A 12979-nucleotide genomic window follows, 5' to 3' on the forward strand; every position below is an offset into this window, starting at 1 on the left:
TTGCCATCCTTATCTTGTATCGAGCAATTTCAGCGCGAGCACCGACTGCCATGACACATCGATCTGGCGGGCCACCTTTTTCCTGCACGCAACGTCATCGGAAGCCGTATCGATCCTGAGTTCCCATTGCCCCTTGGGCAACACGAAGCGGCAGTCGTCACCGGCGTTGAGCACGATCAGGACGCTTTCCTTTTCTCCTGCACAGATATTGAGGCCCATGCATCTGAGGGATCCATCCTGCCAATCCTGCTCGGTCATTTGCCTGCCGCGCGGATGGAGCCATTCAGCGGTAGGTTGGATCTCCGGCTCGTCGGTCTCGGCCACCGTGAAGCGCGCCTTGGAAATTGAGACTTCGGCGCGGAAGGCGCTCAAGGCTGCTACGGCCTTCTGGAGCTCGGGACGGGCCTTGGACCAATCGATCCAGGATAGCTCGTTGTTCTGGCAATAGGCATTATTGTTGCCGCTCTGGCTGTTTCCCAGCTCATCGCCCGCCAGGATCATGGGAATTCCCTGGCTCAGCAGGACGGTGGCCAGCATGGCGCGAACGCGTCTTATGCGGGCGCCCACCACCTCGGGATCGTCGGTTTCACCTTCGACACCCATATGGTCGGACAGATTGTGGTCGTGTCCGTCCTGACCGTTCTCGCCGTTCGCCTCGTTGCGCTTTTCGAGGTAGCTGACCGTGTCCCAGAGGGTAAACCCGTCATGTGCGGCGACGAAATTGACGCTGGAGGTGGCGGGACGGTGGCTGTGATTGAACTGGAGCGGTGACCCGACCAGTCTTTGAGAGATTTCGGGCAATAACCCCGGATCCTTGCGCCAGAATGCGCGGGTATTGTCGCGGAACTTGTCGTTCCACTCCCGGAACGGCCAGCGATAGCCCCCCACCTGATAACCACCTTCTCCAACATCCCAGGGCTCGGCGATCAGCTTGACGCTCGAGAGAACGGGATCCTGGCGGAGCGCCGTGAAGAACGCGCCGTCGCGCTCGAAACCCTGGGCTTCCCGGCCGAGCGTCGAGGCAAGATCGAACCGGAATCCGTCGACATGCATTGCCTGAACCCAGTAGCGCAGGCTGTCCAATACCAATCGCATCACCATCGGATGCGCGACGTTGAGGGTGTTCCCGGTGCCGGTGGTATCAAAGCTGTGCCGCCTGTTTTCCTCCGAGAGCAGATAGTAGCAGGCATTGTCGATGCCGCGGAAAGAGAGCGTGGGGCCAAGCTCGCTTCCCTCGGCCGTATGATTGAAAACCACGTCGAGAATGACTTCGATGCCGGCCGCATGGAATTTGCGGATGGCTTGCTTGAGCTCGCGAATCTGGCCGCTGTGCAGGTAGGGCGCATGCGGCGCAAAGAAGGCGAGGGTCGAATAGCCCCAATAATTGGTCAGCCCCTTTTCGACCAGGTGCCGATCGTTGACAAAGGCATGGACCGGCATCAACTCGATCGCCGAGACGCCGAGTGCCTTGAGATGAGAAACGATCGCCTCGTCTGCCAACCCCGCAAAGGTGCCGCGATAGTGCTCGGGGACATCGGGATGAAGCTTCGTAAGGCCCTTTACATGAGCTTCGTAGATGAAACTGTCCTGCCAGCGGGTACGGAGGGCGTTGTCCGCATCCCAGTCGAAGTCGGTATCCGCCACTACCGCCTTTGGCATGAACGGGGCGCTGTCGCGCGTATCGAAGCTCGTATCGTCCTCGCCGATGACATAACCAAAGAGCGCATCGTTCCAGGCGATCTCGCCTTTTATCTGCCGGGCGTAGGGATCGAGCAAAAGCTTGTTGGGGTTGAACCTGTGGCCTTCCTCGGGTGCATAAGGACCGTGCACCCGATAGCCGTAGACCTGACCGGGGCCGACGCCCGGCAGGTAGCCGAACCAGATGCCGCCCTCCATGGCCGGCAGGTCCAGGCGATGGAGCTCGGTCAAGCCGCTGGGATCGAACAGGCAGAGTTCGATGCGGGTTGCGTGCTCGGAAAACAGCGCGAAGTTGGTGCCGTTGCCGTCAAATTCGGCGCCGAGCACGTCCGCACGAGCTGCGAATAGGTCGAATTGCGGGGGGCCGTCGTTTCTTTTAAGCACGCGAATCGTCCAGTGCCGGGAGCAGGACCCCAAGATTGAACCGGCCGGCGGGGCGAGAGGCTGTCGAGCGAGGCCGTACGCTCGCGCGATGCTCCATCCAGCGTTCGACCATCGTCTGGTTGATCAGCACCGTGCCCCCCTCGGTGCAGCGGAACCAGCGACGATCCTCATCCGTGTCTTCACCGGTCACCAGGCCGCTTGGGATGTGGACTCCGGGCGCCACTATCGTGCGCGACAAGCGCGCGCCCGGCGAAACCAGCGCTCCCGGCATCGCAATGGTTCCACGACCCAGAAACCACGAGGTGGCGGAGGGCTCTCCCGGCAAACGACAGGGGGCTTTATGGGCGAATTCGATCTGGGTGAGACGGAAGGCATCGAGGGTGCCGACATCCCGCCAATAGGGTCTGCCCATACCCTCGCTCGCCGGCAGACGATAGGTCGTTGCTACCCGCTGATCGACGGCCAGGGGAATAACATGGTGTCCGAAGTCGAGCGCCCGTTCCTCTTTGAGAAGGACCTCCTCCAGCCAGACACGGGAAAAAACGTAAATACCCATGCTGACCATGGAATATCCCGGCTCACCGATAATGGCTGGCGGGCAGGCAGGCTTTTCCTGGAAGGACGTGACGACGCCCTGCTCATCGGCGTGCATGACCCCGAAACCCGATGCGTCCGACTGCGGCACGACATCGACGCCGACAGTGACAGCTGCGCCCGAGGCCCGGTGCGCCTCGATCATTGCCGCATAGTCCATTTCGTAAACATGATCGGCGGCCAGAACCACGATTGTATCGACTACGGGGTCGGAGACGAGAGACAGGTTGTTCCGGACCGCGTCGGCCGTCCCCCGATAGGCACCTTTCCCATTCTGAAGAATACATTGCCCCAACTGGAAATGGTGCCCCCAGCGCAAAGGGACATGCGCTTCAAGCGTGCCCGGAGCAAATTGGGTCGCCACCACCAGACGGTCAAGGCCAGACCTCACGACATTTGCCATGACAAAATCGATAATGCGGTGCGTCCCAGCGAAATACAAAGCCGGCTTGGCTTGCCTTGCGGTCAGTTCGCAAAGCCGCGTGCCCTGGCCACCGGCGAGAAGAATCGTCGCGACCGAACCCTGTCCGGCCACACAAGAGATTCGCGTTTGTTTCACGCTCGCATCCTCGAAGAAAAGCCGGCCAGGCAGCGGTCTGCCTCTACAAACGCATCAGGTGTGAAGGTGTTCCATCACGCCCATCCTATGGCGAGGGTCAAGGGTTTGCGCTCCGCCCGATAAAGAATGCTGGTGGCTTCCACCCGCGGATCCATGCCCCAGAACGTCCTGAGTTCCCGGCCGTTATGGGTGCGGCGCATGCAGAATGACCTGTCCCGGGCCCCGATGGACGCCGTTGCATGAGCAAGGAAATCTCCATGCTCCTTTCTGAACCCCAGGAGGAGGGCCGTCAGCCTCGCTTTCTCTCCGGAAAAAGTCTCGTCACCAGCCAGCCGGCCGAGGGCCCCGATATCCACCGGCAGGCGATTATCTGGGTCGGTGAGGGCCAGAAACTCGCCCTCGCTCCCTCGGTAGAAATCCGGGAAGCCCGGCATCAGCACCTTGAGGGCGAGTTGGGTCAGGATCAGATATTGGGCGATTGACATAAGTTCATCGAGAGCGGGCGGGCGATCCCGGCTCCAGTCATTGCAGAGTGCGTGCGCGAAATCGACTGCGGCGGTCTCTGCTTGCTGGTTCGGTCGGGTCCAGAACGTGATGTCCTTGGCCTCGCGCATCGCCTTTACCATGTGGTCACCGAGCCGCTGGGCGATATCGCCCTCGCCTCCCCAGAGGGCGAGAGCGGACTGCACGACATACCATTGCCAACGGGCGCTGACCTGCTTTGCCTCGGGCAGGCTACCGGCCCGCTGCATGAGAGAGGCAAAGGCACGAGGGCGATGGGAGATCGCGACCAGACGCATACGCGAATCTTCGGAGCGCTTGGTATCGTGTGTCGAGGTCAGCGTCATTTCGGTCGCGGCGCGCGCCGTGAGAAAGTCGTTGGCGTCATCGAGCGTCATGGTGGCGTGGTCGGGCTCGGCACCGACTTCGCTGAGGGCTAGATATCGTGGCCACCGGAACCCGGCAGTGTCCTCCTGCGCCTTGGCCGTGAGCGCGCCGGACACCTGCTGGAACCGCGTGACAAATCGGTGGGCCGAGGCATTTTGCGGGGAGAGAAAAAGGGATGTCAGCGCGTCGAGGGTCGTGGACGAGCGCAGATGCGCACGCGACGTCTCGACCACAGATTTCATTAGTTCACGATCGGTCCGGCATCCAGTCCCACCCATGAAATAGGTGCGATATCTGGGCATGGCCGTCAAAAGAGCCGTTATCGCTTCGCGCAAGCTTTCCGGGCCAGGCTCCGCGATGTGGCTATCGATGCAGGCAGCTTGCGCGAGAAAGATCAGTTGATGGCGTTCGGCCGCCAGTTCGTGGTCAAGGATATCGTGCTTGGCAACGCTCAGGGCCGCGGCAAAACCATCGTCCGGCCCGACCCAATGGGACCAGAGTTCATCCATCCGGGCGAAACCGGATTTGTCTGTCAGAAGCCTTGCGATCAGGGCGGCGGCTTCGTAGCCCGTGGTGCCGACGGTTTTCCAATCGCCCGGCAATGTCTCGTTGGCGGTCAGAATTTTCTCGACCCATACAGGAATGCCGCCCGTCGCCTCCGCCAGCCATTGGAGATAAGTCCTGGGGTCAGCCAGCCCGTCGATATGGTCGACGCGCAATCCGTCCACAAGCCCGGCGGCAACCAGTTCAACGATCAGGGCGTGCGTATCGTCGAACACCTGGCGATCCTCGACCCGCATACCAATAAGGCTCGTGACGTTGAAAAAGCGCCGATGGGTAATGCCGTCCCGCTCGATCTCCCAATGGCGCAGGCGCCAGTGTTGGGCCTTGTGGACAGTCCGCGCGTCGCCGTCACCGGTCCCGTCCGCGAGCGGAACTTTGGTATCGTCGAAGGTCAGAAAGCCGTCGGCAATGCCGATCCTGTGTTCCGCCAGCATTTTCTCGAAAGGTTCGGGCAGAAACGGCAGGACCAGCGGCCCGGCGTCCCAATCGATATCGAAATGCCGCGCGTAGCGGCTGCTTCGGCCCCGCCGGAGGACGTCGCACAGCCAGTTGTTTTCGAGCGAAAAGGCCGTGTGGTTGGGAACGATGTCGAGAAGGATGCCCAGGCCCCGCGCATGGGCGGCACGGGCCAGTTCCTCGAAAGCCTCGCGCCCGCCCAGTACGGGATCGATCCGGGTGGGATCGACGACGTCGTAGCCGTGGGTGGAATTGCGACATGCGGTGAATATCGGCGAGAGATACAAATGCGAGATCCCGAGGTCGGCGAGATAGTCGAGGTGGCTGCGGCAGGCGTCAAAGTCGAACCCTTCACGCAACTGCACGCGATAGGTGGCGTTCGGGATTTGGCCGGGGCGCGTCATCGGACCCACGCCGCGAATGCAAACGGATCCGATTCAATTGCGTTGAACCGAAGACCGGCGTCCTCGTCATCCTGAGAGAAAGCACCTACGCTCCCCAGGTTGAGCGCCACTGACAGACGGCCGTCCCGGAAGGTCCACTGGGCCTCCAGCGACCCGTCCCCGCATCGGCGCGCGATACTCGCACGGTGGCCAGACTTGAGAAGCGGCACGACATATCGGGTACGGAATTCAAGGCAAGTTCGCGTCAGGTCCTGCCATTGGCGTGACCCGTCGGTCACCGTCCAATCGAGCCTCGACGCCTCGAACGTCTCGAGACTGGTGGGGTCGGGGATCGCGTCGCCAAGGCCCGCTATTGCCTGAAACTCAGCAGCCCGCCCTTCGCGGACCCGTTGGCCCAATTCGCCTTCGTAGTCGGCAAAGAACAGAAAAGGTGCGGTTTCGCCGCGCTCCTCGCCCATGAAAATCATCGGGATATAGGGGCTGACGAGCAAAAGGGAGAAAACCATCTGGAGCGCCTGGGGGTCAGCCAGGGCGATCAAGCGCTCGCCAAATGGGCGATTGCCCACCTGATCGTGGGTCTGGGTGGAATTGACAAAGGCGATGGGAGGCAGGTGCTCGGAAGGGGCGCCCCGCGGCACCGCGCGACCCTTGCGCTTCTGGCCCTGTTCGACATGTCCCTTTTCGAGAGCGAGGACAAGGTCACCGATGGGATCGACGGCAAAGCTCTCGTAATAATCCTGCTCTTCGCCGGTCAGTGCGACATGGACGGCATGATGAAAGTCATCGTTCCAGTTCGCCACATAGCCGGGCTTCTCCCGCAGCACCGGCTCGTTGCGTTCGTCTTCCAAGATGATGTGAAGGGGCCGGCCGAGCTTAAGCCCCTGAACCGCCGTGCCGAGTTCGTTGAAGAACTGATCCGAGCCCGGGCCGGCGATCTGATGAACGGCGTCCAACCGCAGGCCGTCGAGATGGTAGTCTTCGAGCCAGGAAAGTGCGCATTCGATCCAGAAGGAGCGCACCGCAGGCTGGGAAAAGTCGATTGCGGCGCCCCAGGGGTTTTTGCGATCACTGTCGAAAAATTCCGGCGTCGAGGCATGCAGGTAGGCGCCGTCGGGTCCGAGATGGTTCATAACCACGTCGAGAATCACCATCATGCCCAGGCTATGGGCGCGCTCGACGAACTGCTTGACGTCGTCGGGCCTGCCATAAGCAAGATGCGGCGCGAAGGGCAGCACCCCATCATACCCCCAGCCCCTGTTGCCCGACCATTGCCCGATGGGCATGATCTCAATCCCCGTGATGCCGAGCGAGGCCAGTTGCGCGAGTTTTCCCGCTGCGGCCGCAAAGGTGCCCTCAGGGGTGAACGTTCCAATGTGCAGTTCGTAGAGGACGGCCTCGGGCCACTCGCGCCCCTTCCAGGCCTCGGTCCAGCGATAGGCATCGTGATCGACGAGAACGGACGCGCCGTGCACATCTCCCATTTGCAATCTGCAGGCGGGGTCGGGAATGAGGGTATCGTCAACACGGAAGCGATAGGGGGCGCCGGGTTCGGCGGCAGCCCTCGCATGCCAATACCCGGTCGCATCCATTCGAGCAGGAAGGGTATGCTCGCCGATCGTTACCGACACTGAACGGGCAGAAGGGGCCCAAATCCGGATTTCCCAATCGCCGTCATGGCGGATAGCGCCCCAGGTTCTCGACGGCATAAGGACTCCTCATCGGTCAGCCCTCACAAACGCGCCCGAGTCTGGACCGTTCCACGCGACGGGTCGACCCGGGAGGGGCCGGCGTCGGCGACCGTCACGGATTTCCTCGTTTGCAAATGGCGCTGTCTGTCGCGCCTCGCCGCGTTTCTAAGGTGTCGTCACCACCAGCGCCTGGCAAACGCCTTCGCCCGCACGGCGATAACTATGGGGCACGTTTGAGTCGAAATAGATTGCATCCCCGGCATCGAGGATGGTTTCCTCGCCCCCGACATCGACATGCAGAGCCCCGCTCAGGACGTAAATGAATTCCGCGCTGCCATGCCGGTGCGGCGCCGAAGAGGAGGCGTCAGCGGGGAACTCTGCATAAAATGCCTCCATCCTGCGATCGGCCACAGGATAATCGAGGCTCTCGAAAAGCCAGGCAGGAGGGTCCTCGCCCGGGGGGGCGGGCAGCCTGATCCTCTCGTCTTTCCGAACGACAGCAACCAGCGGCTTGTCCTCCTGCGAGGTGAAGAAGTGTTCCAGGCCGACATTGAACACCATGGCGATCCTGAGCAGAGTGGGTAGAGTGGGAAAGAGTTGTCCCCGCTCGATCTTGGACAGCATCGCTGTCGAAAGCCCGGTGTGAGACCCCAATTGAGCGAGGCCGAGCTTTTTCTTGAGGCGTAGCGCCTTGATGCGCGGCCCAATGGCATAGCGGTGCAGTTCGTTGGTGAGCGTGTCGGAAATCAATCTGATCGAGCCTCATTTTCTCCTTGGGACATTAACCTAGATACTTTTTTCATTTCAAGAAAAATCGATATACTGTCACGAAAAATTTACTGGCAAGAAAATTCATTTTCATCTTATGACTTCCGGGTCCCGTATTGAGGGTCGCCAAGTCATAAAGAGGAACACCACCATGCAATTGAAGACCGCATTCCTTGCCGCAGCCATCAGCCTTGCCGGAAGCTTCGGCGCGGTCGCGGCTGACAAGGACATTGTCGAAACGGCGCTGGAAGCGGGCCAGTTCGAGACGCTGGCCGCAGCCCTCGCCGCCGCAGACCTCGTCGATACGCTCAAAGGCCCGGGACCGTTCACGGTTTTCGCCCCGACGGATGAAGCCTTCGCCAAGCTCCCTGCGGGCACAATCGAAACCCTGCTTGCTCCGGAAAACAAGGACCAGCTCATCGCCATCCTTACCTACCACGTCGTTGCTGGGCAGGTGATGGCGGCGGATGTGGCAAATATCGACGAGGCGACGACGGTGAATGGCCAGACGATCGCCATCGCGGTCGATGGCACGTCGGTCAGCATCAACGATGCCACCGTCATCACCGCCGACATCGTGGCCTCCAACGGCGTGATCCACGTCATTGATACGGTCATCCTGCCGGCTCAAGACTGACAAGCAACCCTTGGAAGGGGAAGTGTCATGAAATACCTCAACATCCTAACGCTGATCCTCGTCATCGTGGGCGGTCTGAACTGGGGGCTTGTTGGCCTCTTCGGTTTTGATCTCGTTGCCGCTCTCTTCGGCGCCGGCTCGGCGCTCTCAAGGATCGTTTATGTACTGGTGGGCCTGTCGGCCGTCTGGCAGATCGTGCCGCTGTTTTCCCAGTTCGGATCGGGCGAGCTTGCTGCCCCCCGAAACCACTAGCGATTGCAGGGAGCCGCTTGACCGTCAAGCGGCTCTCCTTCTTGCACGGGGTGTCCAATGGACGGCTTGGAATTGCTCATGCTGGCCGCCTTTCTCAGTGCGAGCTTTGTGGCCGCGTCGGCGGGTGTAATCTTCCGCCCAGGCACTTGGTACCAACGGCTCGACAAACCGCGCTGGCGGCCGCCTGACTGGCTGTTCGCGCCGGTATGGACCGCGCTTTATGCGATGATCGCAGTCTCTGGATGGCTTGTCTGGCGCGAGGCTGGATTTGTCGGAGCGAGTCTGCCGCTGGGTATCTTTGCGGTCCAGCTTCTGCTCAACGCCGCATGGTCGCCGCTCTTTTTCGGGCTCCACCGGATGGACCTGGCTCTGGTCGAGATCGTCATGCTCTGGATCGCGATCCTTCTCACCATCATTGTTTTCCAGCCCATTAGTATCGTCGCTGCCTGGCTGCTCGCTCCTTATCTGGCATGGGTGACCTTCGCCTGCGGGCTCAACTTCTCGATCTGGCAGCGCAACGCTGTCCGACCCGTGGGGCCAGCCCAATAATGTCGCCACGCCGGATTGTCGTCGACGACCTGATGCAGCGCGAATACAGCTACGAGCTCGTCGCGCCGACCGGTCGCGATTTCCACCCTGATTTCCGGCCCGACCTTACGCCATTAGAAATGCTGGCACTGGGGGTTTTCGGCGGCAAGTACATGACCGATTGCGTGGAGGAATTTCCCAAAGCCTGGTTCCGGGACGCCAAGCTTTCCTCTGGACGGCGAGATCCCTCCCTTAACTGGTTCGGCGTCGATGCAAGCCAACCGCTCAGTGTTTGGCGGGCCCGAGGCTGGATCCATCCCGACGACCCGCGAGGCTGGTTCCAGTGGTATTGCCGCTATTATTACGGGCGCAGGATGATGGGCGAAGATGAGCGCCAGATCGGCCGCTGGAAGGCGATGCGCCGCCATGTTGCGCAGCTCCGCCGGGCCTGCGATCCGGGCGACCGATGGTGCCGCCCGCGCCAACGCCAGGCCCTGCTTCATTGGGCCTATGATAGCCGCAAATTATAATCTCGCCCTTTTTTGCGCCTTTCCGGGGTTCGGTAACCCGGTTCCGCACGGCCGAGCGTCCGGCGAGATCGTCTTCGGGGGAACTCCCAGCGGCCGGGGGCGTTTTTCTCTCATGACCCACAAAGGAGGTTGCGATGGACTGGAATCGTGTTGAAGGAAACTGGAAGCAGTTTACCGGCAAGGTCAAGGAACAGTGGGGTAAACTCACTGACGACGAGATCGATCAGATCAACGGCAACCGTGAGCAGCTCGAGGGCAAGATCCAGGAGCGCTACGGAAAAGCCAAGGACGACGTCAAACGCGAAGTCGATGAATGGCATAACCGCCTTCACTGATCGGATAATCGAAAACCCCGCCCCATCTGGCGGGGTTTTGCTTTGTCCGGCCCGCGACGCTTCACTTGATTTTTGAACAAGCGGCCTCTGGCCTTCCCCGTGGACCTTTCCCAAGTGTGTGCTAGTCTGGCCCCGACCGAGGGGAGCCCCGACAGGGGGCTGAGATTCTGCCGGCCGCATAGCAGCGCAGTGACCCTTTGAACCTGATCCGGATCATGCCGGCGAAGGGACGGGCACAGGCGCCTTATCCCTTTTGCCGGCCGCACCGTCGAGGGCGCCCATGACAATTTCCCGTATTCCATCCTCCCCCGTCCAGCGGGCAGACGCCCCGGCCATGACGTCAGCCGGTGAGCGTCGTCAGGAAGCTCCCGGCACGGCCTTCGGCTTGCTGACGGCGGTTATCGCGCCATGATCGCCAATGTTCTCAGTATCGCCGGCACCGACCCGACGGGGGGAGCCGGCATACATGCGGACCTAAAGGTCATCTCGGCGAATGGCGCCTACGCCATGGCTGCGGTCACGGCGGTGGTGGCGCAAAACACGCAAGGGGTGCAGGCCGTCCTCCCCCTCGAACCCGGCATCGTCTGTGCCCAGATCGACGCCGTTTTCGAGGATGTACGGGTCGATGCGGTCAAGATCGGCATGGTGGCGAATGCGGACATCGCCGAAGCGATTGCCGGTCGCCTCCGCCATCATGGCGCGGCCAACATCGTGCTCGATCCCGTCATGGTGGCCAAGAGTGGCGATGACTTGCTCGATCCCGACGCTGTGGCCGCGGTCCGCGAATTGCTCGTGCCTCTCGCGCGGATCATCACGCCGAACCTGCCCGAAGCCGGCGTTCTGCTCGGTGCTGCTCCCGACTGGACGCTGGAGGAAATGCGAGCGCGGGTTGCGGACCTGCGGCGGCTGGGGCCGGAATGGACCCTGCTCAAAGGCGGTCACCTCCCAGGATTGACCGAAAGCACCGATTTGCTGCATGGACCAGCCGGAACGATCGAATTATCGGCGCCCCGGATCCGGACACGCAACGACCACGGGACCGGGTGCACGCTCTCGGCTGCCATTGCGGCACTCTTGCCAAGGCATACAATGGAAGAGAGCGTGAGGGGGGCAAAGATCTATCTCTCCGGCGCGCTGGCGGCGAGCGAGGCATTGACAGTGGGGCGCGGCCACGGCCCCCTCCATCATTTTCACGAGCTTTGGGATGGCCTGGAATCCCGGTCGGGGTAACCGATCGGGCGGCCGCCGGACCGCAGTGATTTGCCTGAGGCGCGGCTCGCTGCGATGGCCCTGGCAAGTCCATGGGCGGCAGCCTGGGGATCGGGCTGGCCGCAGATGGCCGATACCACCGCGAGCCCTTCCGCACCGCTCGCCATCACCGAGGCAACATGATGCGGTTTCAGCCCACCGATGGCGACGGCCGGGACCGGGCTAAGCGCGACGATACGCGCCAGCCCCTCGATACCGATCGGGCGCTCGTGGTCGGGCTTGGTCGGGGTGTCGAAAACGGGACCGACGCCCACATAGTCGACCGCCGAAGCGTCGACCCTGCTGACAGCCGCCTCGGTTTCCACCGACAGGCCGAGGATCTTGCCGTGCCCAATCCTTTCCCGCGCTTGCCGCGCGCCCATGTCCTTCTGCCCGACATGAAGGCCATCGGCGTCGACAGCGAGCATGGCGTCGAGGTTGTCGTTGACAATCAGGGCCGCGTCGGTGCCGGCCAGGGCCGATTTGAGCGCTCGGCCTACCGCGACGAGGCCGGCGGTTCCCGCGGTCTTGTCGCGGAGCTGGACCATCGTTGCGCCGCCTGCCACCGCCGCGCGCGCAGTCTCCACCATGGAGAGGCTTCGGCAAAGATCGGGATCGAGCACGAGATAGAGCGAAAGGTCGAACTGCGTCATGCCGACACGATCCGGCCCTGGGCTTCCAGGGTCTGTGCATCGAGGGCATGGAGAGCATCGAGGAAGCGCACCGCGAAGGAGCCCGGCCCCTCGGCACCATGCGCCGCCCTTTCTCCTGCCACGGCGAAGACGGCGAGCGCGGCCACCGTTGCATCGAACGGCTCATCCGGAGCGATTGCGGCGAAGGCGCCGACCAGCGCGGTCAGCGAACAGCCGAGCGCGGTCACCTTGGGCATCAGCGCCGAGCCGCCCGAAATGCGCACCTGCCTTTCACCATCGGTGACAAAATCGACGGCACCCGTGACGGCGACGACCGCCGCGCACGCCTTTGCCAGCTGCCGCGCGACATCCTCTGCGCGCTCGACCGGATCGCCGCTATCGACACCCTGGCCGGAACTTTGCCCGCCGCCGAGCGCGATGATTTCCGAGGCGTTGCCACGAATGATAGCCGGGCGCAGGTCGAGCAACTCGGCGACCGTCCTTTGCCGCAATCTGGTGGCGAAATGGGCAACGGGGTCGAGCACCCACGGCCTTTTGGCCCGGGTCGCGCCCTTCACCGCCGCCTTCATCCCGGAAATCCAGGCGGGCGACAGCGTGCCGATATTGACCGTCAGGGCCCCGGCGATCATCGCGAACTCTTCGGCCTCCTCCTCGGCATGAACCATGGCTGGAGAAGCCCCCGCCGCGAGCAGAACGTTGGCCGCGACGTTCATCGCCACATAGTTGGTGATGCACTGGACGAGGGGTGCGGCGGCGCGCATGCGGATGAAGAGAGATGAGGGCGTGGTCATTG

General features: G+C 62.1%; 14 protein-coding genes and 1 riboswitch. Of the genes, 7 read left to right on the forward strand and 7 right to left on the reverse strand.

Features of this window, described 5'->3' with window-relative positions:
- Positions 1-9: 9 nt before the first annotated feature.
- The 5 genes from glgX to I2G20_RS12080 form a co-directional block, all read right to left on the reverse strand.
- On the reverse strand, positions 10-2082 hold the full coding sequence (glgX, locus tag I2G20_RS12060) for a glycogen debranching protein GlgX (protein WP_196259963.1): 2073 nt from the start codon (positions 2080-2082) through the stop codon (positions 10-12).
- Entirely contained in the window at positions 2075-3235 is a 1161-nt protein-coding gene (locus I2G20_RS12065; RefSeq protein ID WP_196259964.1) for a sugar phosphate nucleotidyltransferase, read from the reverse strand. Before I2G20_RS12065 ends, glgX begins: the two co-directional genes overlap by 8 nt.
- Before the next feature lie 74 nt (positions 3236-3309).
- Entirely contained in the window at positions 3310-5547 is a 2238-nt protein-coding gene (gene treY / locus I2G20_RS12070) for a malto-oligosyltrehalose synthase (protein ID WP_196259965.1), read from the reverse strand.
- On the reverse strand, positions 5544-7253 hold the full coding sequence (gene treZ, locus I2G20_RS12075; RefSeq protein WP_196259966.1) for a malto-oligosyltrehalose trehalohydrolase: 1710 nt from the start codon (positions 7251-7253) through the stop codon (positions 5544-5546). The genes treY and treZ overlap by 4 nt, the downstream gene beginning before the upstream one ends.
- A 147-nt stretch (positions 7254-7400) precedes the next feature.
- A complete protein-coding gene (locus tag I2G20_RS12080; protein ID WP_196259967.1) occupies positions 7401-7985 on the reverse strand; it encodes a helix-turn-helix domain-containing protein in 585 nt (194 codons plus the stop codon).
- 169 nt (positions 7986-8154) lie between these two features.
- Between I2G20_RS12080 and I2G20_RS12085 the strand changes: the two genes are divergently transcribed.
- The 7 genes from I2G20_RS12085 to thiD all read left to right on the forward strand — a co-directional run bounded on the left by I2G20_RS12085 (position 8155) and on the right by thiD (position 11515).
- Positions 8155-8640: a fasciclin domain-containing protein gene (locus tag I2G20_RS12085; RefSeq protein ID WP_196259968.1), complete on the forward strand. Its 486-nt coding sequence runs from the start codon at positions 8155-8157 to the stop codon at positions 8638-8640.
- Between the two features lie 27 nt (positions 8641-8667).
- The gene (locus I2G20_RS12090) at positions 8668-8892 is read left to right on the forward strand and encodes a DUF378 domain-containing protein (protein WP_196259969.1); all 225 of its coding nucleotides are present in this window, start codon (positions 8668-8670) and stop codon (positions 8890-8892) included.
- Positions 8893-8949: 57 nt separating this feature from the next.
- On the forward strand, positions 8950-9441 hold the full coding sequence (locus I2G20_RS12095; RefSeq protein ID WP_196259970.1) for a TspO/MBR family protein: 492 nt from the start codon (positions 8950-8952) through the stop codon (positions 9439-9441).
- Complete coding sequence (locus I2G20_RS12100; RefSeq protein WP_196259971.1) at positions 9441-9950, forward strand: hypothetical protein; 510 nt, start codon at positions 9441-9443, stop codon at positions 9948-9950. Before I2G20_RS12095 ends, I2G20_RS12100 begins: the two co-directional genes overlap by 1 nt.
- Positions 9951-10084: 134 nt before the next feature.
- Complete coding sequence (locus I2G20_RS12105) at positions 10085-10285, forward strand: CsbD family protein (RefSeq protein ID WP_196259972.1); 201 nt, start codon at positions 10085-10087, stop codon at positions 10283-10285.
- Between the two features lie 129 nt (positions 10286-10414).
- A riboswitch (TPP riboswitch) is annotated at positions 10415-10532 on the forward strand.
- Between the two features lie 33 nt (positions 10533-10565).
- Positions 10566-10697, forward strand: coding sequence for a hypothetical protein (locus I2G20_RS17410; protein ID WP_281389716.1), 132 nt, complete (start codon positions 10566-10568; stop codon positions 10695-10697).
- Positions 10694-11515, forward strand: coding sequence for a bifunctional hydroxymethylpyrimidine kinase/phosphomethylpyrimidine kinase (gene thiD, locus I2G20_RS12110; RefSeq protein WP_196259973.1), 822 nt, complete (start codon positions 10694-10696; stop codon positions 11513-11515). The genes I2G20_RS17410 and thiD overlap by 4 nt, the downstream gene beginning before the upstream one ends.
- Here thiD and thiE read toward each other — a convergent pair.
- Both thiE and thiM read right to left on the reverse strand, forming a co-directional pair.
- Positions 11476-12186 carry a thiamine phosphate synthase gene (gene thiE, locus I2G20_RS12115; protein ID WP_196259974.1) on the reverse strand — a complete coding sequence of 237 codons (711 nt, stop codon included), beginning with the start codon at positions 12184-12186 and terminating at the stop codon, positions 11476-11478. The genes thiD and thiE overlap by 40 nt on opposite strands.
- Positions 12183-12977, reverse strand: coding sequence for a hydroxyethylthiazole kinase (gene thiM / locus I2G20_RS12120; RefSeq protein WP_196259975.1), 795 nt, complete (start codon positions 12975-12977; stop codon positions 12183-12185). The genes thiE and thiM overlap by 4 nt, the downstream gene beginning before the upstream one ends.
- Between the last annotated feature and the right edge of the window lie 2 nt (positions 12978-12979).

Origin of the sequence: Pelagibacterium limicola, from assembly GCF_015694405.1 — a bacterium.
Classification (GTDB): Bacteria; Pseudomonadota; Alphaproteobacteria; order Rhizobiales; family Devosiaceae; genus Pelagibacterium; species Pelagibacterium limicola.